Origin of the sequence: Novosphingobium aquimarinum (assembly GCF_009746585.1) — a bacterium.
Taxonomy (GTDB): domain Bacteria; phylum Pseudomonadota; class Alphaproteobacteria; order Sphingomonadales; family Sphingomonadaceae; genus Novosphingobium; species Novosphingobium aquimarinum.
The window spans coordinates 300,493-321,039 of sequence record NZ_WRPO01000001.1; the positions used below are offsets into that span (position 1 = coordinate 300,493).

Genomic DNA, 20,547 nt, shown 5'->3' on the forward strand with positions numbered 1-20,547 from the left:
GCAATGGCCGAGTACACGTTCTTCACCCATCCGATGTCGCGCGGCCAGATCGCTCGCTGGGCACTGCATGAAGTCACCGCGGACTACGAACAGGTCCTCATCGACTGGCAGGCCAAGCCGGCCAGCCTCCTGGCCGCCAATGCCATGGGCAAGGTGCCCACGATCATCCACCATGCCGAAAGCGGCGATCGGGTCGTGAGCGAAGCGGCGGCGATCTGCCTCTACCTCGCGGAGATGCATCCCGAGGCCAAGATGGGCCCGAGCGACGACGAAATGGCGGATTATCTTCGCTGGTCGTTCTTTGCCGCGGGCCCGGTCGACCAGGCGATCACGGCCAAGGCCCTGAAATTCGAACCGTCCTCCCCCGAGCAGGAGGGCATGGTGAGTTTCGGCAGCTTCAAACGCACGATGGATGCGATTGAGGGGCTTCTCGACGGTCGACGTTGGGTTTGCGGCGATCGTTTCACTATGGCCGATGTCTATGTGGGAAGCACGGTCGACTGGGGGCTCAATTTTGGCATCATGCCGCCGCGCGAAGCTTTTGTCGCTTATGCCGAACGCTGTCAGGAACGCCCCGCCTACAAGGCCGCCAAAGCGATCGACAGCAAGCTGATCGAGGACATGAAGAAATGATCCGTCCCAAGGTTCTGAGCCGCCTTCGGTGCGACGGCACGGCCCTTGACGCCGCGGTGGAGCACGGTTCCGAGACGATGATGGCAATGCGCACTATCGACCCCGCGACGATGCAGGCCACTATCCCGGCAGCGCTGAAAGGAGCAGTGCTTTGACGGTCGGCCTGAACCACACGATCGTCTGGTCGAGTGATCGCCACCGCGCCTCCGAATTCTTCGCCCGCATCTTCGCTCTGCCCGCGCCGGTCAAAGTCTCTCGCTTTCAGGTCGTCACGCTCGACAACGGCGTGTCTCTCGACTTCGCGGACACCTCCAAGCCGATCGCAACGCAGCACTATGCCATGCTCGTCAGCGAGCCCGAGTTCGACGGCATTTACGCTCGCATTCGCGAGGAAGGCATTCCCCACTGGTCCGATCCCGGCCGCACGCGACCTGATGAGATCAATCACAACCACGGTGGCCGCGGCGTCTATTTCACCGACCCGGATGGTCACGTGCTCGAAGCGCTAACGGTGCCATACGGTGGGGCCGCATGAGTGCGCCAACCTCGCTGGAGCTCTATGGGCACCCTTTCTCCTCTTACACTTGGAAGGCGCTGATTGCGCTCTATTCCGCCGAGATACCCTTCGAATTCAAGATCATCGACGCTGAGCATCCCGAGCACGGCGCGTTCGTCGCCAGAGCGGGCCCGGCGGGCAAGTTCCCGGTATTGCGCGACGGCGAGACCGTGATCTTCGAGGCGACCGCGATCGTCGACTACCTCGCGCTCCATCATGCCGAACCGGACACGCTGATACCGCTGCAGCCGGAGGTCGCGATCGGGGTCAGGATGATCGACCGCGTCTTCGACAACTATGTGATGGCCAATATGCAGGAGATCGTGAACGCTTACCTGCGCGATCGCGACTCCCCGGATCAACAGCGCGTGGCGGATGCGCGCGAGCGGCTTTCAGCCGCCTATGCGTGGCTGGAAGGATGGCTGCAGTACTACCCGGCGGCGGAAGCCGTGACGCTGGTCGAGTGCGCCGCCGCGCCGGCCTTGTTCTACGCTGATTGGGTTCACCCCATCGTGGAAACCTTCCCTCGCTTGCGCGCTTGGCGAGCGCACTTGCTGGCACTGCCGGCGGTGGCTCGCTGTATCGAAGATGCCCGTCCCTATCGTGCCGGCTTTCCCCCCGGCGCCCCCGATCGAGATTAGGTGATATCCATGAGCCATTCGCTTTCCATTTCCCGATTTATCGATGCATCTCCCGAGGTGGTCTGGGACGTCCTCGCCAATCGGCAGAACGAGTGGTGGTGCCCGACACCCTGGCGCGCCGAAGTGGACGAGCAGGATCGCCGGCCGGGCGGCGTTTGCAAGATGACGATGTACGGTCCCGACGGTGAAGTCATGCCGCAGAACGGCATGTATCTGGCTTACGAGGAAGGCCGCCGCTTCGTGACGACTGACGCGATTGTCGATGATTTCGAGCCCTCCGGCCCCTTCATGATCGGCATTTGGGAGATCGCGCCGGAAGGCACCGGCACGCGCTACACCGCGACCGCGCGCCACTGGAGTGAGGAAGCCTGTCGCCAGCACGAGGAAATGGGTTTTCTCGATGGCTGGAATGCCTGCGCCGAACAGCTCGCCGCGCTGTGCGAGAACGACAAGGCTTAGCCTCGATCCGGTTTCACCCCCGGCGGCTCAGACGAATGCCACCGCCTTGCGCAGCAGCTGGTAGGCTTCGACGACCTGGCGCAAGCGTTCCTCGTGGCTCCGGTCGCCGCCGTTGTGGTCGGGGTGATAGTCGCGCACGAGGCGCGTGTAGCGCGTCCGCAGGGCCTTGCGGTCGGCATCCTGGCCCAGGCCCATGGTGGACAGCGCGCGGCGTTCGGCGGCGGTGAAACGCCCGGGTCCCGCTCCGCGCATCGCCTCGCGGCGCTCTCGCAAATGCTGGCGCGCCCGGGCGCCGATGGCTTCGAGCGGATCGGCGAAGTCAGCCCACCTGGGAATGCCATCGACGCCGGCATCGCCGCGGAAGGCTCGGGTATGCTGGTCCCAGCCATTCAACGGCGATTGCTCCTCGAAGATCTGCTCCGAGGTCATGCCTTCGAAATAATCGTAACCGGAATTGAACTCGCGAACGTGCTCGAGGCAAAACCAGCGCCATTCGCCCGGCCCATCGAAATTGGGCCGGCGGGGTCCGGGCGCACGGAATTCCCCCTGCTCGGTGCAGCCGGGCCATTCGCATTGCATACCGCGGGATTCGAAGCGTCCGTGGAACCTGTCTCGTCTCACGCGCTTGAAGATGGGGCACGCATGCGCAAATTGGAACCCATGACCACACCTATCGCGCAGGAAATGCGGCAAATCCTCGAAGACGCCTTCGCGCCGAGCCGGCTCGAAATCGTCAATGACAGTGCCAACCACCAGGGCCACGCCGGTGACGATGGCACTGGCGAATCGCACTTTTCCATCCTGGTCGAAAGCGACGCGTTCTCCGGCGTTTCGCGCCTGCAGCGCCAGCGCCAGGTGATCGCGGCGCTGGGTGACATCCCCGGACAGCGCGTCCACGCCGTCGCGATCAAGGCCCTGTCTCCGGACGATCCGCGCCCCGCCGCCTGATCCGCACCGCCTGCGCCTTTCGGGATCAGGCGCGCCAATCGATCCAAGCGCCGTGGGCATGGGCGATGGCCAGTTTGGTCTCGCCGCCATCCCCCGGCCAGTGCCGCACCACGAGCCGGTGACTGAGCAAGGTCCGGTCCGCCTCGACCGCGATCCAAGCCAGCGCTCGCTCGGGCGACGCCGCCCGGCCCGCCGCCTCCATGGCACGCGTGATCCGTTCTTGTTCGTCGTCGGGCAGATACTGCCACACGATCGAGTGCATCAGCACGCGGGTCGTGCCCGGCTCCTGCGGCACCGCCAGCTCGCGCTCGACGAAATCGGCGGCGGTGCTTTGCTCGAGTCGCGGCTTTTGCTCCGAAGCCGCCGCGATCGCCGCCGCCAATCGCTCGAACCGCACGCGATGTTCGGGCCAGATGTAGGAGCGCAGCCGCAAGGCGTCGTCGGGATCGGTAAGGTCGACAGGAGCGATATCGCACCCTTTCGGCGTCATGAGCTCGATCGGCCCCGGCGGCGGCGGCACGCCCCGCCATTCGGGGGCCAGCGTCAGGGCCGGTCGCTCCGGCCCCACGATCACGCCGCCGAGGTCGTAGCGGTAGCGCTCGATCATCAGGTTGATCCCGGCGCTCGATCCGATCTCAAGGCAGGCAAACCGTCGCGGCAATCCCTGCTCAGCGAGCCACAGCATCGCCGCGATGAAGTTGGCCGACCGCCCAGCCTCGTTGGTCTGCGGCGGGCCGTCGAGCCAAGGCATCATCGCCTCCGAATAGGCATGACAGACGTCCCGCACGATCGCGACGTCGTCTGCGTCGTCGTCGGCATAGATCGCGTCGAGCTCGGGAATGGTGCCCGAAAGGTGCCTCGCATGCACCGCCGCCGCCGCGCGCAGTGGCAAACCGTCCGCGAGCGCCTGCCCAGGCCACTGCGCGATCCGCGCCACGAAGGGACTGGCATCTGGCTCGTCGAGGAGCTGCAAGACGGCCCCGACCACGCGCGCCGTCACCGCAGCGCCATTGGCGCGGCAATAGGCGATCTGGTTCGCGAACGCCTCGCGGACGTCGCCATGGAAAGCCCGATCTGCCGCCTTGTCCTTCGTGACCATGTTGCCCTTTCGCGCGCCACACCCTAATTGGCCGCGATCATGCCAGAACCGCTGACCTTTGCCGTGCCCAAGGGGCGAATCCTCGACGAGGTCCTGCCGCTGATGGAGCGTGCCGGTCTCATGCCGGACGACGAGTTCCACGACAAGAAGTCGCGCGCCCTCGCCTTTGCCTGCAAGGATCCGGGCATGCGCATCATTCGCGTGCGCGCTTTCGATGTCGCGACCTTCGTCGCGCATGGCGCCGCGCAAGTCGGCATCGTCGGCTCGGACGTCATCGAGGAATTCGCCTATTCGGACCTTTATGCCCCGGTCGATCTCGATGTCGGGCATTGCCGCTTGTCGGTGGCCGAGCCTGCGGGCGAAGTCGGTGGGCCGCTGCCCAGCCACCTCAGGATCGCGAGCAAGTACCCCAATCTGACGCGCAAGCACTTCGAAGGGCTCGGCATTCAGGCCGAAGTGGTCAAGCTGAACGGCGCGATGGAGCTGGCCCCCACGCTCGGGCTTTCGAGCCGGATCGTCGATCTGGTCTCGACCGGGCGGACGCTCAAGGAAAACGGTCTGGTCGAAACGAGCCGCATTCTCGACATTTCCGCTCGCCTGATTGTCAATCGCGCCGCCCTGAAAACCGACGAACGCGTTTCGGCGCTGGTCGAGCGCTTCCGCTCGCTGGTGTCCGAGACTGGGATGGCCGCCTGATGTTGCGCCTTTCGACAAGCGATCCGGGCTTCGCGAAGGCCTTCTCGAAGATCGTCAAGGGGCGCCGCGAAGCCGATCCCGATATCGCCAACGATGTCGCGCGGATCGTCGCCGACGTGCGCGCTCGCGGTGACGCGGCGCTGGCGGACCTCACCAAGCGGTTCGATGGGCACGATTTGGGGGACGATGCCGCGTGGCGGATCGACCAGGCAGCCTGCCGCGCTGCCTACGATGCGCTCGATCCTGACTTGCGCAACGCGCTCGAACTCGCCGCGTCGCGCATTCGTGCGTTTCACGAAGCGCAGAAGCCCGCCGACCGTGACGAGGTCGATTCCGCCGGCGTGCGGCTCGGCGCGAAATGGCGCCCGGTGGATGCCGCGGGCCTCTATGTGCCCGGCGGCCGGGCGGCTTATCCTTCCTCGCTGCTGATGAACGCCCTGCCCGCCAAAGTCGCGGGCGTGGAGCGGCTGGTGGTGGTCACGCCGACGCCCAAGGGCCAGAGCAACCCGCTCGTCCTCGCGGCGGCCTATCTGGCGGGCGTCGACGAAATCTGGCGGATCGGCGGCGCGCAGGCCGTAGCCGCGCTGGCGTACGGGACGCAGCGGATTTCGCCCGTCGACGTGGTGACCGGCCCCGGCAATGCCTGGGTCGCCGAAGCGAAGCGGCAACTCTATGGCGTGGTGGGGATCGACATGGTCGCCGGCCCCAGCGAGATCCTGGTGATCGCCGATGGTCGCAACTCGCCCGAATGGATCGCGGCCGATCTGCTGAGTCAGGCCGAGCACGACCCGTCCTCGCAATCGATCCTCATCACCGACGATCCGGTGTTTGCCGATAGCGTCGCAGACCGGATCGGCGTCGAGACCGCCATGCTGGCCACGCAGCGCGTCGCCGAGCAGAGCTGGTCGGTACATGGCGTGATCATCGAGGTCGCGTCGCTGGCCGAAGCGCCCGCGCTCGCCAACGCGCTGGCCGCCGAGCACGTCGAGATCGCAACCGATGATCCCGAGGCATTGTTTGCCCAGATCCGCCACGCCGGCAGCGTCTTCCTCGGTCGGCATACGCCGGAAGCGGTCGGCGATTATGTCGCCGGGCCGAACCACGTGCTTCCGACCGGGCGCCGGGCGCGCTTTTCCTCGGGTCTTTCCGTGCTCGATTTCATGAAGCGCACCAGCTTCATCGAACTCGACGGCAGCGCCCTCAACGCTATCGGTCCCGCAGCAGTAGCGCTCGCTCACGCTGAGGGCCTTCCCGCCCACGCGCGCAGTATCGAACTAAGGTTGAACTCATGAAGGCACGCAGCAAAGCTCGGGCCGCGGCGCGCCTCGCCGCCGTACAAGCGCTTTACCAGCACGAAATGGAGCAAACCCCGGTTGCTTCCCTGCTCGACGAATTTCACCGCCATCGCCTCGGCGCCGAGATCGACGACGATCAGTATGCCAAAGCCGAAGTCGCGTTCTTCGACGATGTCGTCAAAGGCGTGATCGCGCGGATCGAGGAGATCGACGGGCGCATCGCGGAAAAGCTGGCGCAAGGCTGGTCGCTGGCGCGGCTCGATCGTACGATGATCCAGATCCTGCGCGCCGGCACCTATGAGCTGCTGGCTCGCTCGGATGTGCCGACCGGCGCCGCGATCAGCGAGTACGTCGACGTCGCGCACGCCTTTTTCGCGGAGCGCGAAGCGAAGTTCGTCAACGGCGTGCTCGACGCGATCGCCAAGGCGGTCCGCTAGACACCATGAGGCCCGCACGGCATGGCAGAGCCATGTCGTCCGAAGAACGCTTCATTGCGGGCTTGCGCAAGCTCGTCCACGCCCCCGGGGCGCGCAGCCTTACAGACGATGCAGCCGTCCTCGAATTCGGCGGCGAGGCGCTGATCCTCACCCACGACGCGATGGTGGAGGGTATCCACTTCCGTGCCGGCCAGGACCCGGCAGACGTCGCCTGGAAGCTGGTGGCGACGAACATCTCCGATCTGGCCGCAAAAGGCGCAGAGCCGGTCGGCGTGCTGCTCGGCTACCAGTTGGCGGCGGACGACGCGGCGTTCCTGAAGGGTCTGGGTGAAGCGCTCGATCATTTCGGAGCACCGCTGCTGGGGGGCGACACGGTCGGTTCGGCGGGCCCCCAAACTCTTGGCCTGACCGCGCTGGGCCGAGCGACGTATCGCCCCGTCCCGTCCCGTGCCGGAGCGCGGCCGGGTGACAATCTCTGGCTGACCGGTTCGCTCGGCGCAGCGATGCTGGCTTTCGAGGCACTGTTCGCCGGGTCCGATGCGGATACTCTCGCGTACCGCAGACCCGGCGCGCGACTTCGCGAAGGACAGCGTCTCGCGCCGCTCGTCACCGCGATGATGGACGTTTCGGACGGTCTACTGCTCGATGCGCGCCGGATGGCGCTCGCCAGCAGCGTGACGATCGACATCGCCACGGCTCAAGTGCCGATCGCGACTCCCGAAAACCGCCGTCAGGACGCACTGCGCTGGGGCGACGACTACGAATTGCTGTTCACGCTTCCTGCCGGCTCCAGCCCTCCCGTGCCCGCGACCAGGATCGGAACCGTGATGGATCTTCTGGCGGTTCCGTTACTTTGCGATGGCGAGGATGCCGGAAGCACGGCGCTTGGTTTCGAGCACGGTACTAGCAACGAGCCTGAACATTAGTCCGGCTGTAATTGCACTTGCCAGTATTCCGCCCAGCCGATAGCCAGTTGCATGTAGCGGGATTACCACTGCAAAAAATGCAATAATAGCAGGAGGGGGCGAACCGTGGATCTGATCACGATCGCAATAGTTTTGGGGCTGGTTGCCATCTTGTATGGCTTCGTCACGAGCCGCCAGGTGCTGAGCTCATCAGCCGGCAATGCCAGGATGCAGGAAATCGCAGCGGCCATTCAGGAAGGCGCGCAAGCGTACCTGAGGCGCCAGTATACGACGATCGCCGTCGTCGGCGTGGTCGTGGCCGTCATCATCGTGCTGACGCTTGGAGGCGTCTCGGCGACCGGTTTCGTGATCGGCGCAATCCTGTCGGGCGTTGCCGGGTTCATCGGCATGAACATTTCGGTTCGCTCCAATGTGCGGACCGCCGCTGCCGCCGAGAAAGGCCTGCAGCAGGGCCTGACGCTCGCGTTCCGGGCGGGTGCCATCACCGGCATGCTGGTCGCCGGTCTCGCGCTACTCGCGATCGCGGTGTTCTACTGGTACCTGACCGGGCCTGCCGGCTATACGGTGGGCGGCGAAGACCGGACCGTCGTCGACGGACTGGTGGCGCTGGCCTTCGGCGCGTCCCTCATCTCCATCTTCGCGCGCCTCGGCGGCGGCATCTTCACCAAGGCGGCAGACGTCGGCGCCGACCTGGTCGGCAAAGTCGAAGCCGGCATTCCCGAGGACGATCCGCGCAACCCCGCCGTGATCGCCGATAACGTGGGCGACAATGTCGGGGACTGTGCCGGCATGGCTGCCGACTTGTTCGAGACTTACGTCGTCACCGTCGGCGCGACCATGGTGCTCACCGCCTTGCTCCTCAAGGGCGCGGGCGATCTGCTTCCCAACCTCATGGCTCTGCCGCTGCTCATCGGCGGGGTGTGCATCGTCACGTCGATCATCGGTACGTACTTCGTCCGCCTTGGCGGCGGCACCAATGTGATGGGCGCGATGTACAAGGGCTTCCTCGTCTCGGCGGTCCTTTCCATTCCGGCGATCTGGTTCGCGATCGCCTTGGCCGTGGGCGATCTGAATGCCGACATTGCCGGCTCGGCGGCGATGATGTCGTCGAGCGATCTCGGGATGAGTGGGATGGAAACGGACGCGTTGGGCGTCTTCACCGGGATGGATCTGTTCTGGTGCGCTCTGCTCGGCCTCGTCATCACTGGACTGATCATCTGGATCACCGAGTATTACACCGGCACCTCTTATCGCCCGGTTCGCTCGATCGCCAAGGCTTCCGAAACGGGCCACGGCACCAACGTGATCCAGGGCCTCGCCATCAGTCTGGAATCGACCGCGCTGCCGACGATCGTGATCATCGCGGGCATCATCATCGCCTACCAGCTCGCCGGTCTGATGGGGATCGCCTACGCCGCCACCGCAATGCTGGCGCTGGCGGGAATGGTGGTGGCGCTCGACGCTTACGGCCCCGTCACCGACAACGCCGGCGGCATCGCCGAAATGGCGGGTCTCGATGACAGCGTTCGCGAAAAGACCGACTTGCTCGACGCGGTGGGCAACACCACCAAGGCGGTGACCAAGGGATATGCGATCGGATCGGCCGGGCTGGCCGCGCTGGTCCTGTTCGGCGCCTACACCACCGACTTGCGCGAGTTCTTTCCCGATCTCGCGGTCAACTTCAGCCTCGAAAATCCCTACGTGATCGTCGGCCTGCTGCTCGGCGCCCTGCTCCCCTATCTCTTCGGGTCCATGGGCATGACGGCGGTCGGCCGCGCGGCGGGCGACGTCGTCAAGGATGTGCGCGATCAGTTCGCGGCCGATCCCGGCATCATGGCCGGCACTTCGAAGCCGAACTATGCCAAGACGGTCGATCTCGTCACCAAGGCGGCGATCAAGGAGATGATCATCCCCTCGCTGTTGCCGGTCCTGGCGCCGATCGTGGTCTACTTCGTGATCACGCTCGTCGCGGGGCAGGAAAACGGTTTCGCGGCGCTTGGTGCACTGCTCCTCGGCGTAATCGTCGGCGGGCTATTCGTGGCGCTGTCGATGACCGCCGGCGGCGGTGCCTGGGACAACGCCAAGAAGTACATCGAGGACGGCAATCACGGCGGCAAGGGCTCCGAAGCGCACAAAGCCGCCGTCACCGGCGACACCGTGGGCGATCCGTACAAGGATACTGCGGGGCCCGCAGTCAACCCGATGATCAAGATCACCAACATCGTCGCCTTGCTGCTGCTGGCCGCACTCGCAGCCGGCTGAACCTCACTTCGGGCGCAAGGAAGGGCTCCGATCGCATGCCGATCGGGGCCTTCTTTCCATACGCTCGCCCGCGGTGCGCGACCGCACTCGTTAAGAGATCTTTGAGCCCGCCCTGATAGGCACGTGCTGAAGTCCCCGGGGGCGGGGGGTCTCGAAGGTTAATCCGTGGCGGTCATCGCAGAACAGATCGATATTGACGCCGGCACGGGCTTCGTCCCGGTCGCCGCCGCGACGCGGCGCCACATCGAATGTCAGCCATGGCAGGATCTGGAAACGGAAGTGGCAGCGTGGGACGCGCTTGCGGGTCGAGCCAGCGAGCCCAATCCCTTCTTCGAAAGCTGGTATCTCCTGCCCTCGCTTCGGCATCTTTCGCGCGATTGCGACGTGACCATCCTGCGCTACGAAGAAGACGGGCAGCTCGCGGGTCTGATGCCGATCATCCGGTCGAACCGATATTACGGGCGCCGCCTCAGCAACATCTCCGCTTGGCTGCACGACAACGCCTTTTGCGGCACGCCCCTGGTGGCGCGGGGAAGCGAAACCGGGTTCTGGCAGGAATTGCTGGGTTGGGCCGATCGCGAGGCAGGCGCAGCCCTGTTTCTCCATCTGCGTGCCATGCCGCTGGATGGGACGCTTCACGCCGCACTCGAAAGCGTGGCCGCCCGCGAGGCACGCCGGGTCGCACTGGTCCATCACGAAGTACGGGCGCTGCTGGAATCCGATCTGCAGCCCGATGCCTATTTCGAAACTTCGCTCAGCACCAAGAAGCGCAAGGAGCTGCGCCGCCAGACGAGACGTCTCGCCGAAGAGGGCGATCTGCAAGTCGTGCGCGAACAGGGCGAGCAAGGCTTGCAGGAATGGCTCGATGCCTTCCTCGAGCTAGAACGCGCTGGCTGGAAAGGCGAATCCGGCTCCGCTCTCGCCAGCCACGGCGAGACCGAGCGACTGTTCCGCGAGGCCCTGTCCGGTGCGGCAAGCCGAGGCCGGCTCGAACGTCTGGCCGTGCGCCTCGACGGTCGCGCCATCGCCATGCTGGCCAATTTCCTCAGCCCGCCCGGTGCCTTCTCCTACAAGACCGCCTTCGACGAGACCTACGCTCGATTCTCTCCCGGAGTGCTTTTGCAGCGTGAGAACCTCGCGATGCTGGAACGCCCGGACATCGCCTGGACCGACAGCTGCGCGTCGCAGGACCATCCGATGATCGACCATTTCTGGCGCGAGCGGCGGGCCATCGGGCGCCTGTCGATCGCGATCGGCGGTCCGGTTCGGCGCGGCGCATTCCAGATCCTTGCGCAAGTCGAACAAGCTCGTTCGCACAAGAAGCGGGACTGAACGGGCTTCCGGATAGCGCGCGCGCACCCTTCGCTGCCAATTCGGAACGATGCGCCACAGTCTCTGCGGCGAGCCGATCGCAGCCTTTTTCGCACCTCCTTGCGCTCGATCAACGACCAAACCGGAAACATCGTCAATCTGCTCGCGAGATAGAGGAGTCAGCCATGACGACAATTTCCGCACCCGAAAAACTCGAAACGATTTCCGGCGTTACGCTCCAGATCCGCCCGGCGACCCAGTTCGACGAAAAAGAGCTCGTAGCCCTCTTCAAAAAGGTCAGCGAGGCAGACCGCCGCTTCCGATTCCTATCGGGCGATACCCGCATCGAACATCATCGCGTCGAACCGCTCATCCAAGTCGATCATGACCGCTGCGAAAGCTATCTCGCTTTCGAGACCACCGGAGGCCAGCTCGTGGCGACCGGCCAACTGGCTTGCGACGACGCTTTCGACACCGCCGAAGTCGCGGTCGCGGTCCGGTCCGATTTCCGCGGCCGGGGCATCGGCTGGTCGCTGCTGGACAAGCTGGCTCGGGAAGCCTGCCGCCGCGGCGTGAAGCGAGTCATCTCGATTGAGGATCGGGCGAACCACGCTGCCATCACACTGGAAAAGGAAACCGGTTTTACGGCAGAGCCCATCGAAGGCGATCCCTCGTTGGTGCTGCTGACCAAGACATGCGATTGCCCCGCCTGACGTCGAATTCTCGAACAGGCGCCGGCTAGCGGCAGGAGCCGACCTGGCTCACCCCGAGGGGTGATAGAAATCGTAGACTGTCTGCGCGACGCCGACGCTGACTCCGGGCGTGCGCTTGAGATCCTCGAGGCTGGCGGCACGCACTTTGCCCGCCGTGCCGAAGTGCAGCAACAGCGCCCGCTTGCGCGCCGGCCCGATACCCGGGATCTCGTCGAGCGGGCTCGCAGTGATCGAGCGGCTGCGCTTGGCGCGGTGCGCGCCGATCGCGAAGCGGTGCACTTCGTCGCGCAGTCGCTGCAAGTGAAACAGCACCGGCGAATTGGTTGGCAGCATCTTCTCGCGACCATCGGGAAAGTGAAAGACCTCGCGCCCTTCGCGGCCGTGGTGCGGACCTTTGGCGATGGCGATCAGCGGGACGTCCTCGATGCCCAACTCTTCCAGCGCGTCCTGCACCGAATGCATCTGGCCCTTGCCGCCATCGATCAGCACGAGATCGGGCCAGGTGCCGCTCTCGCGCTCCGGGTCCTCCTCCTGCGCGCGGCCGAAGCGGCGCGTCATGACTTCGCGCATCATCGCATAGTCGTCGTCGCTCTGCGCGGACTTGATGTTGAACTTGCGGTACTGGTTCTTGACGAAGCCTTCCGGCCCCGCGACCACCATCGCGCCGACCGCCTTGGTGCCCTGGATGTGACTGTTGTCGTAGATCTCGATCCGCTGCGGCGGTTCCGGCAATTCGAGGAATTCCGCCAGTTCGGCCAGGATCTTCGCTTGCGTTCCGCGCTCCGCCAAACGCCGGTCGAGCGCCTCTACCGCATTGCGCGAGGCTTGCGCGATCAGCCGCCGGCGGTTGCCTCGCTGCGGCACCGAAATCTCGACCTTGCCGCCCGCCAGCTCCCGAAACGCTTCGGCCAGCAGCTCGCATTCGGGCAAATCGCGATCGACGAGGATGGTGCGTGCGGGCGGAACTTCCTCGTAGAACTGGGTGAGAAAGCTCTGCATGACGTCTTCTTCGGACAGACCCTCAGTGTGGGTCGGGAAGAAGGCGCGGTGTCCCCAGTTCTGGCCGCCGCGAATGAAGAACGCCTGGATCCCGATCTGGCCGCCCTTCCCCGCCAGGGCGAAGATGTCGGCATCGGTCATGCCTTCGGCGTTGATGGCCTGGCTGCCCTGAATGAACGTCGCGGCACGCAAGCGGTCGCGCAGCATCGCCGCGCGTTCGAAGTCGAGCGCTTCGGCGGCTTCGGCCATCTGCGTCTCGATCTTGCGCTGTACCGCGCTCGACCGGCCACCGAGAAAGTCCTTCGCCTCGCGCGTCAGCTCGGCATATCCCTCCACGTCGATCCGCCCGACGCAGGGCGCCGAGCAGCGCTTGATCTGGTAGAGCAGGCAGGGCCGGTCGCGGCGGGAGAAGAAGCTGTCCGTGCAACTGCGCAGCAGAAACAGCTTTTGCAGCGCGTTGATCGTCACGTTGACCGACCCGGCACTGGCGAACGGCCCGTAATAGTTGCCCTTCGCCTTGCGTGCCCCGCGATGCTTCATGATCCGGGGAAAATCGTGATCGGCGCGCAACAGGATGAACGGGAAGGATTTGTCGTCGCGCAGCAGCACGTTGTACGGTGGCCGGAAGCGCTTGATCAGCTGCGCTTCCAAGAGCAGCGCCTCGGCTTCCGAATTGGTGGTGACGATCGTCATCGAACGAGTCTGCGACACCATGCGCTGCAGCCGCCCCGAAAGCCGGTCCACTTGCGTGTAATTCGCCACCCGGTTCTTCAGCGCCCGCGCCTTGCCGACATAAAGCACGTCGCCGCGCGCGTCGTGCATGCGATAGACCCCGGGGCGCGTCGGCAAAGTGCGGACGGTCTCGCGGATGACCTCGCAGCCCCCGGCGAGATCGGGTTGATCGCTGCCCCGCACGGTATAGGTCGCGCGTTCCTCATGGAAACGCTCGAGGCCACGGGGATCATCGGGACTGCCGGCAGGAGTACGGGACATAGCTTCCAGATAGGCGCTCAGCGGCGGCTAGGGGAGCCCCACGGCGCCGTTGTTCAGAAGTTCTTGCGGCCTAGAACATCTTGCGGATGTCGATGCCGACGACGCGGCCCTGAGGCTCTCGAAAAGCGCGCTGGTAAGCAAGCGGCGTAACGCCGTTCTCGTCGGTCACTAGCTGGCGATTGTCGAAAATGTTGTCGACCGTGAAAGCGACGCGGGTGCCCTTCAGCCATGGCGCCTTTTCAATCAGGCTTTCGCGCTGGTCCAGATTGACGAACAGCCGCGCGTCGACATCGAAGGTACTGCCAAACCGCAAGTCTGAGGAGCCGGGCAGTCCCGTCCCGCGCACGGTGGCCGGCGCCTTCCAGGTGCCGTTGAGGCGCAACCCATAGCCGTTCTTAAACAGCCCGCCTTCCAGTTCGATTTCATGGCGCGGCACCCCGCCTGCCGAGATCGCATCTCCGGCGAGTTGATCGAGCACGGCGGTTCCGGGAGCGATTGTGACGTCGTCGCTGAAGCGCCAGGTATGATAGAGTGACAGGTTCCAGCGACCTCCCGGCCGTCCGCCCCGCCCGAACGGCATGCGTGGTGCGCCGCCGCCTCCCGCACTACCATTGCGACCGCCAGCCGATGCGTCAGGCGAGCCGTCCCGTCGGTCGCCTTCGCCGCCTGTCCGGCCGCTATCCCGATTGCAGATCCGCTCCTTGGCTGTCGCGAGTTTCTCGGCATCGATCGAACCGTCCGGACGCAGCAAGCGCTCGCGCATCCGTTCGGGCAGCGCACCCGGATCGGGCGGGGTATCGCCGCACAAGATCGTGCGCATGCGTTGGAAGCGCTCTGGATCGGGCCGGGGCGGCCCATTCGCGCCTTCGGCCGAGCATACGCGCGCGCGCATGCGTTCGAGCCGCTGCGGGTCGATCTTGCCATCCTCGCCTCGCAAGCGCTGCTGCACGGCCTCGGGGAACGTCGTGGGATCGGGCAGCGGGCCTCCTTCCGGGCCGCAGAACTGCAGCCGGAACGCGGCCCAGCGCGCCGGGTCCGGCGCTGGTCGGGCCGCTGCCCCCGCGCCGGTTTCGGCAGGTTCGGAAGCCGGGGGGCGCCGCGCGAATCCTTCGCCCGAACCCCGACCGCCTTCGCCGCGACCACCGGTCTCCTCCTCGCTGCCAAGGCGACCGGATACATTGAACCCCCAGCGCATGCGCGAGCTCTCGACCTGATCGAATGTCACGGCCCGCCGATCGATCGCGACGAGATTGCCCGCCGCATCCCGCTGGACGCGATCGGGAAACGCTGCCTCGATGGCGGGCGTAAGCAGCGGGAACGATTGCGTCACGTCGTTCGACCGATTGCGGAAGTATTCGACGATGAGGTTCGACCGGCGGAGGAACGGCAGTTCCCAATTGGCCGACAATTTGATGTCGCGGCGCGTCTCCGCGACCAGGAAGGGGTTGCCGCCACTGGTGACGCTGACGAGTTCGTTGCGACTGTTGACGAAATCGAAGACCGGTACGTTGAGCGTCACGATTTCGGGCGCGCCCAACTGCGACAACGATGGCGCGGCTTCCTCGACGATGTAGCTGGCCTGGAAGCTCAGCTTTTCGGTCGGGCGCCAGGTCAGCCCCACGTTCCAGTCGGTCAGGGTGCCGAAATCCGACAGATGATTGAGGCCGCCGCTCAGGTTCAGGGAAATGTCGCCGACCGCATCAAGAAAGCCCTCGCGCCGACTGGTGATCGGCACAGCCAGATTGAACCCCGCAGAGACGTCGGTGCGATCGAGGATCGTCGCGCCGAAGTCGGTCCGGCTGTCGCGGTTATCGCTGCGATCGTAATCGAGCCCCGCATTCAGCGTCAGCGCGGCTTCGCCTGCGGGTAGCAGGAGCGGCTTGCCGGCAAGCGTCGCGAGCGATCCGATCGAAGTCGCCTTGGTCCGCGCCGTATCGAAGCCGGGATCGATCAGCGCGCCGTCATCTGCGCGGCGATCGACTTCGGTCTCACTCTCGGAATAGCTGCCGTCGGCCGTCGCGGTGAATTGCCACGAGCCAAGCGGCTTGTTGAAGGCCAGGCCAGCCTCGAAGGTGTCGCTGGCGCTGCGGCGTTCCAGAGGATCAAGCAGCACCGGATCGAGTCCGGAAAGCGAGCGCGTATCGTTGCGCGTGTACGCCGTGTTGCCGGTGATCGATCCGCCGAGGCCGTCCTCGCCCAGACCGCGCGTAAGAGTGCCGTTAAGCGTGATCTCGCGGCTCTGCGCAACCAGGCTGCGGAAATCGGCGGGGTCGGGTTCGCCCGGAGCGGCGGGGGTAGCCTGGATCACGCCGCGCTCAGCTTCGGTCAGCAGCGAAGTCTCGACGATCTTCGTCTCGAGGTTGGCACGCGCGGGTCCATTGATCTTGAGCAGGCCGCCTTCGAGCTCCCAATTATCGGTCCCGCCGCGGGTGGGCACATTGTATTCGCCCGCCAGCTGCTTGCTGGAGAAGTTGTCCTTGAGGATGAAATTCACCACGCGCTTGTCAGGCGGATAGCCGAAGCGAAGCGCCACTTCTTCGGGCAGCACTTCGAGTCGCTTGATCGCCTCGGGCGGGATCGCGCGCAGCTCCCGGAAGCTCGAGATACGCTGCCCGTTGAGTAGGATCACGGGCCGTCCCTCGCCGCGTCCACGGCCGCTGCCCGTCTGCGGACTGATCGCATCGAGCAGTTCGGCAATCGAGGATGCGCCGTATGTCGAGATCTCCGCCTCGTCGAGCGTCAGCACCGGCGGTTGCGGCGCATCGACCTGGCCGCGAAAGCTATCGGCGATGACGACGATTTCGTCCGCGTAGTCCGCGGAATCGTCGGCAGGACTTTCCGTGGGTATTTCGGGCGGGCTCGCCTCTTGGGCGAGCAACGCACAAGGCGATGCACCCAACATCAGCGGGACAAGAATGAAACGACGCAAACGATGACTCCGAGACCAAAGGTCCCCTTCCCGCACTGGGCTTTGCCGGGCTGGGGGCCGACCGGCAAGTGAGCCCAGGGTATCAATTTGTCGCGTGCGGCTTTCGCGCCGATGAACCAGCGCGAAAGTCTTCCATTTTGGCGACGGCATGGCTATGTCGCGCCGCGATGATGAACACGAAAACCGGAAACTGATCGCCGATGGCGAAAGAAGAACTGCTCGAGATGCGGGGGAAGGTCGTCGAACTTCTCCCCAATGCCATGTTTCGCGTGGAGCTGGAAAACGGCCACGAGATCCTGGGACACACCGCCGGCAAGATGCGCAAGAACCGCATCCGCGTGCTGGTGGGAGACGAAGTCCTGGTCGAACTGACGCCGTACGACTTGACCAAGGGTCGCATCACTTATCGCTTCATGCCCGGTCGGGGTGGCCCTGGCTCCTATTGATCGCTCGCCGGTGACGGATCGTTTGACCGACCCCGCCGCAGCCCCGCCGCGCCTGATCCTCGCTTCTGCCAGCCCGCGACGCCGAGAGCTGCTCGCGCGCCTTGGCCTGCAGCCTGACAACGTAATCGCCGCAGACATCGACGAAACCCCGATTCCCAGCGAAGTGCCGCGGGCCTATGCGAAGCGCATGGCGCGCGAGAAGGCACTCGCCGTCGACGGGGGAGACTGTCACGTTCTGGCGGGCGACACGGTGGTTGCAGTCGGGCGGCGCATCCTGCCCAAGGCGGAAGACAAACAGACCGCGAAGGCCTGTCTCGAACTGCTCTCCGGGCGGCGCCACAAGGTGCTTTCGGCGATCGCGCTCAAGGCACCCGACGGCACCTTGCGCGAACGGATCAGCGAGACGGTGGTACGCTTCAAAGCGCTGTCGCACGAAGAAATCGCGCACTATCTCGCTCTGGGCGAATGGGAAGGCAAGGCCGGTGGCTATGCGATCCAGGGCAGCGCCGAAGGCCTGATTGCGTGGATCTCCGGCAGCCATTCCGGTGTCGTCGGGCTTCCGCTGTTCGAAGCGCGGGCGCTGCTCAAGTCCGCAGGCTTTCCCCTTGGCTGAATGGCTGATCGAGGAAGGGATCGGTGAAGACCGCGCGCTCCTCTACGAAGACGGCCACGCCATCGCCGCGAGGGTCGACTGGCCGGGACGGCTCGCACCCGGCCTGATCGCGGAGGCGACTCTCGTGGCGCGCGTCGCTGGCGGCAGCCGTGGCCGGGCCGTGTTTCCCGGTGGCGAGGAAGCGCTGGTCGACCGTTTGCCCCGTGAGGCCAGCGAGGGAGCGCCGCTGCGTCTCGAGATCATCCGCAGTGCCATCACCGAGCGCAACCGGACCAAGCTCGCCCATTCTCGCCCGAGCAATGCGCCGCCGCGCGCCGCCCTTCGCTTGCGCGAAGCCCTTGATGCTACAGGTGTCACCACCCGAGCCGTTCACCGCTTCCCCACTGCCGACTGGGACGAGATCTGGGCCGACGCCTGGAGCGGCATGATCGCCTTCGGCGGTGGCACGCTCGATTTCTCACCGACACCCGCGATGACGCTGGTCGATGTCGACGGCACGCTCGATCCGCGTGCGCTCGCACTTGCCGCAGTGCCGGCCTTCGCCGAGGCGGTTCTGCGCTTCGATCTCGCCGGGTCGGTCGGGATCGACTTCCCGACGCTGGCCGCCAAAGCGGACCGCAAACTCGTCGACGAAGCGCTCGAAGCGGCGCTGTCAGGCTGGCCGCACGAGCGCACCGCGATGAACGGATTCGGCTTCGTGCAGATCGTGTCGCGGCTTGAACGGCCCTCGTTGCTGCACCGGATTGCCGCCAATCGGATTGGTGCCGCGACCCGCCTGTTGCTGCGCCGGGCCGAAGACCCTGCCCTGCCCCCCGGCCGCCTGTTGCTGACCTGTCATCCCGCGATCAAGGCGCGTCTGCGCAGCGATTGGCTGGATGCGCTCGCGCGACGCACGGGGCGCGCCATGGAGATCGTCTCCGACCCGGGGCTTGCCATCGATGGCGGCTTCGCGCAGGCGGTTCAGCCATGACTCGCGCCGAACGCAAATGCCCGATCTGCCGCAAGCCGACCGTGGCCGAACACCGTCCGTTCTGCTCCACCCGCTGCCGCGACCGCGATCTGCTCAAGTGGCTGGACGACGGCTATTCGCTGCCCGGCCCGTCCGCGCCCCGGGATATCGACGAAGAGGATTGATTGGGGGTTGCAATGCCTTGGTTGCTTCGCCATAGGCGCTGCTTCCAACGCTCGCCGGTCCCTTTGGGGCCGTCGCCGAAGCGATGCCCGGGTAGCTCAGTTGGTAGAGCACATGACTGAAAATCATGGTGTCGGCGGTTCGATTCCGTCCCCGGGCACCACGGCGGCCCCCGCGTAGGTCCGCCAGACTGTTGCAATCCCGCAAAGGTCACGATCGTCCGCAAGTTCGAGAATGTTGCGAGCCTGGATGCACTCGTAAGTGCGCAGGCCGAACTTAGCCCCCTTCGAGAGCTATCCACCAAAGACCAAAGTGCGGGCGCAGCCGCACATCGCCCGACCTTACGAACCTGGAGCTAGGCAATCTCCAAGCTGGTTCATCCCGGCGGGTAATCGCCGTGGAAATCGTTGTGCCACAGGAAGTTGGTGTAGGTGATCGATACCGAGAAATCGAGCGCGCGAACTTGGTGCCACCACCCGATCGGGATGAACAGCGCGTCGCCCGGCTCCATGTCGAATGCGAGTGCGCCGATGTCGCGCGCCGCTTCGAAAGGTTCCTCGATCGCGGTTAGGTCTTTCACCATGCTGAAGACGTGGCGGTCGTTGTAGAGATTGGGCCACTCGTCGGGCGAGACGAGGATCAGGCGCTTGCGGCCGACTACCTGCACCAGCAGATTGTTGGTGAGATCGTGGTGCAGCGGCGTGAAGGTGCCCGCGGGGCCGATCCACATCATGCCGTTGGGCTGCGCAACTTGGCGGGTGAGGATCTGGTCGAAAAAGCCCAGGTCCTCTTCCAGCGGCTTGAGCGCCGCGCCGTTGAGCTTGTTGTTGTAGGCAGTGATGTAAGCGTCGTTGCCCGCGTCATCGTGGGTGATGAGGTCAATGAAAGCGTCGAACGGCATCGTGCGCGCGTGCGCATCCTTGTTGCGCTCGTAGTTCTCACCTTTATCGCGCCCGCCTTGATACTGGATCGGGGTGCTGCCGATCTTGTCCCGCAGATACTGCGGCGTCCAGAGCTCGAGAGCCGGCCAGTCGGCCATCTCGCCACGGATCAGCGCAGGTCGATGCGCCGCATAATGATGATCGAGGAATTGCTGCCGGGTAATCGTCTGGTAGGCGGCAAGCCCGGACTGCTGGCGCGAGAGACGAGCGAGCTTGCGCCGCGTGCGCATCAGCCAGTCGCGCTTGGCCAGCGCAACTTCGTTCTGCTTGGCGAGCGCGCGCTGCACGGCCGGCAGAACCGGGCGTGGAACGGGCGGTGTTGCGGAGGCCGCCTCTCGCCCAGCCTGACCTCGCGACGCACTCCGGGATTGCGGCGCGAGAGACTGAGCTGCGCCTTCGCGCTGCCGGTCTAGCCCAAGGACGGGTGCGCCAAAGGGATTCGCGGTCAGGCGCATAGTACCCTTGTCCGAAGAATCGTCAACCATCAGCGTTCCTGCATCGTGCCGGCCGGTCGGCAC

At 65.2% G+C, this 20,547-nt stretch carries 22 protein-coding genes and 1 tRNA gene; 18 read left to right on the forward strand and 5 right to left on the reverse strand.

Annotated elements, in window-relative coordinates; all coding sequences use genetic code 11:
* Nucleotides 1-3 precede the first annotated feature (3 nt).
* The 5 genes from GQO94_RS01485 to GQO94_RS01505 are packed head-to-tail and all read left to right on the forward strand — an operon-like array spanning nucleotide 4 to nucleotide 2,289.
* Nucleotides 4-633 carry a glutathione S-transferase family protein gene (locus GQO94_RS01485; RefSeq protein ID WP_156839369.1) on the forward strand — a complete coding sequence of 210 codons (630 nt, stop codon included), beginning with the start codon at nucleotides 4-6 and terminating at the stop codon, nucleotides 631-633.
* Nucleotides 630-788 carry a hypothetical protein gene (locus tag GQO94_RS01490; RefSeq protein WP_156839370.1) on the forward strand — a complete coding sequence of 53 codons (159 nt, stop codon included), beginning with the start codon at nucleotides 630-632 and terminating at the stop codon, nucleotides 786-788. The genes GQO94_RS01485 and GQO94_RS01490 overlap by 4 nt, the downstream gene beginning before the upstream one ends.
* A complete protein-coding gene (locus tag GQO94_RS01495; protein ID WP_156839371.1) occupies nucleotides 785-1,168 on the forward strand; it encodes a VOC family protein in 384 nt (127 codons plus the stop codon). Before GQO94_RS01490 ends, GQO94_RS01495 begins: the two co-directional genes overlap by 4 nt.
* A complete protein-coding gene (locus GQO94_RS01500) occupies nucleotides 1,165-1,830 on the forward strand; it encodes a glutathione S-transferase family protein (protein ID WP_156839372.1) in 666 nt (221 codons plus the stop codon). Before GQO94_RS01495 ends, GQO94_RS01500 begins: the two co-directional genes overlap by 4 nt.
* 9 nt (nucleotides 1,831-1,839) lie before the next feature.
* Nucleotides 1,840-2,289 carry an SRPBCC family protein gene (locus GQO94_RS01505; protein WP_198045740.1) on the forward strand — a complete coding sequence of 150 codons (450 nt, stop codon included), beginning with the start codon at nucleotides 1,840-1,842 and terminating at the stop codon, nucleotides 2,287-2,289.
* Between the two features lie 27 nt (nucleotides 2,290-2,316).
* Here GQO94_RS01505 and GQO94_RS01510 read toward each other — a convergent pair whose 3' ends face one another.
* Nucleotides 2,317-3,051 carry a J domain-containing protein gene (locus GQO94_RS01510; protein ID WP_332310807.1) on the reverse strand — a complete coding sequence of 245 codons (735 nt, stop codon included), beginning with the start codon at nucleotides 3,049-3,051 and terminating at the stop codon, nucleotides 2,317-2,319.
* Here GQO94_RS01510 and GQO94_RS01515 point away from each other — a divergent pair.
* The gene (locus tag GQO94_RS01515) at nucleotides 2,950-3,237 is read left to right on the forward strand and encodes a BolA family protein (RefSeq protein ID WP_156839375.1); all 288 of its coding nucleotides are present in this window, start codon (nucleotides 2,950-2,952) and stop codon (nucleotides 3,235-3,237) included. The two genes, GQO94_RS01510 and GQO94_RS01515, sit on opposite strands and share 102 nt — an antisense overlap.
* Nucleotides 3,238-3,262: 25 nt before the next feature.
* On the opposite strand, the gene GQO94_RS01520 is transcribed toward GQO94_RS01515, so the two are convergent.
* Nucleotides 3,263-4,336 (reverse strand): DUF2332 domain-containing protein, encoded by a 1,074-nt coding sequence (locus GQO94_RS01520; protein ID WP_156839376.1) that lies wholly within the window; start codon nucleotides 4,334-4,336, stop codon nucleotides 3,263-3,265.
* Between the two features lie 39 nt (nucleotides 4,337-4,375).
* On the opposite strand from GQO94_RS01520, the gene hisG reads away from it, so the two are divergent.
* The 7 genes from hisG to GQO94_RS01555 all read left to right on the forward strand — a co-directional run bounded on the left by hisG (nucleotide 4,376) and on the right by GQO94_RS01555 (nucleotide 11,976).
* On the forward strand, nucleotides 4,376-5,032 hold the full coding sequence (gene hisG, locus GQO94_RS01525; protein ID WP_156839377.1) for an ATP phosphoribosyltransferase: 657 nt from the start codon (nucleotides 4,376-4,378) through the stop codon (nucleotides 5,030-5,032).
* Nucleotides 5,032-6,324, forward strand: a complete 1,293-nt coding sequence (gene hisD, locus GQO94_RS01530; protein WP_156839378.1) for a histidinol dehydrogenase — start codon at nucleotides 5,032-5,034, stop codon at nucleotides 6,322-6,324. Before hisG ends, hisD begins: the two co-directional genes overlap by 1 nt.
* The gene (nusB, locus tag GQO94_RS01535) at nucleotides 6,321-6,764 is read left to right on the forward strand and encodes a transcription antitermination factor NusB (RefSeq protein ID WP_156839379.1); all 444 of its coding nucleotides are present in this window, start codon (nucleotides 6,321-6,323) and stop codon (nucleotides 6,762-6,764) included. The genes hisD and nusB overlap by 4 nt, the downstream gene beginning before the upstream one ends.
* A 32-nt stretch (nucleotides 6,765-6,796) precedes the next feature.
* Nucleotides 6,797-7,690: a thiamine-phosphate kinase gene (thiL, locus tag GQO94_RS01540; protein ID WP_156839380.1), complete on the forward strand. Its 894-nt coding sequence runs from the start codon at nucleotides 6,797-6,799 to the stop codon at nucleotides 7,688-7,690.
* A gap of 105 nt (nucleotides 7,691-7,795) precedes the next feature.
* Entirely contained in the window at nucleotides 7,796-9,952 is a 2,157-nt protein-coding gene (locus tag GQO94_RS01545; RefSeq protein ID WP_156839381.1) for a sodium-translocating pyrophosphatase, read from the forward strand.
* 243 nt (nucleotides 9,953-10,195) lie between these two features.
* Nucleotides 10,196-11,284, forward strand: coding sequence for a GNAT family N-acetyltransferase (locus GQO94_RS01550; protein ID WP_232332722.1), 1,089 nt, complete (start codon nucleotides 10,196-10,198; stop codon nucleotides 11,282-11,284).
* Between the two features lie 164 nt (nucleotides 11,285-11,448).
* Complete coding sequence (locus GQO94_RS01555; RefSeq protein WP_156839383.1) at nucleotides 11,449-11,976, forward strand: GNAT family N-acetyltransferase; 528 nt, start codon at nucleotides 11,449-11,451, stop codon at nucleotides 11,974-11,976.
* 48 nt (nucleotides 11,977-12,024) lie between these two features.
* On the opposite strand, the gene uvrC is transcribed toward GQO94_RS01555, so the two are convergent.
* A complete protein-coding gene (gene uvrC / locus GQO94_RS01560; protein WP_156839384.1) occupies nucleotides 12,025-13,968 on the reverse strand; it encodes an excinuclease ABC subunit UvrC in 1,944 nt (647 codons plus the stop codon).
* 70 nt (nucleotides 13,969-14,038) lie between these two features.
* The gene (locus GQO94_RS01565) at nucleotides 14,039-16,897 is read right to left on the reverse strand and encodes a TonB-dependent receptor plug domain-containing protein (protein ID WP_232332712.1); all 2,859 of its coding nucleotides are present in this window, start codon (nucleotides 16,895-16,897) and stop codon (nucleotides 14,039-14,041) included.
* 200 nt (nucleotides 16,898-17,097) lie between these two features.
* On the opposite strand from GQO94_RS01565, the gene infA reads away from it, so the two are divergent.
* The 5 genes from infA (at nucleotide 17,098) to GQO94_RS01590 (ending at nucleotide 19,251) form a co-directional block, all read left to right on the forward strand.
* On the forward strand, nucleotides 17,098-17,343 hold the full coding sequence (gene infA, locus GQO94_RS01570) for a translation initiation factor IF-1 (RefSeq protein ID WP_058735963.1): 246 nt from the start codon (nucleotides 17,098-17,100) through the stop codon (nucleotides 17,341-17,343).
* Nucleotides 17,344-17,353: 10 nt separating this feature from the next.
* Nucleotides 17,354-17,956: a Maf family protein gene (locus GQO94_RS01575; protein WP_232332713.1), complete on the forward strand. Its 603-nt coding sequence runs from the start codon at nucleotides 17,354-17,356 to the stop codon at nucleotides 17,954-17,956.
* Nucleotides 17,949-18,926, forward strand: coding sequence for an Rne/Rng family ribonuclease (locus GQO94_RS01580; RefSeq protein ID WP_156839385.1), 978 nt, complete (start codon nucleotides 17,949-17,951; stop codon nucleotides 18,924-18,926). The genes GQO94_RS01575 and GQO94_RS01580 overlap by 8 nt, the downstream gene beginning before the upstream one ends.
* Entirely contained in the window at nucleotides 18,923-19,090 is a 168-nt protein-coding gene (yacG, locus tag GQO94_RS01585) for a DNA gyrase inhibitor YacG (protein WP_156839386.1), read from the forward strand. Before GQO94_RS01580 ends, yacG begins: the two co-directional genes overlap by 4 nt.
* Nucleotides 19,091-19,175: 85 nt before the next feature.
* A tRNA-Phe gene (locus GQO94_RS01590) sits at nucleotides 19,176-19,251 on the forward strand.
* A 213-nt stretch (nucleotides 19,252-19,464) separates the two neighbouring features.
* Here GQO94_RS01590 and GQO94_RS01595 read toward each other — a convergent pair.
* Entirely contained in the window at nucleotides 19,465-20,316 is an 852-nt protein-coding gene (locus tag GQO94_RS01595; protein WP_198045741.1) for a cupin-like domain-containing protein, read from the reverse strand.
* Nucleotides 20,317-20,547: the final 231 nt, after the last annotated feature.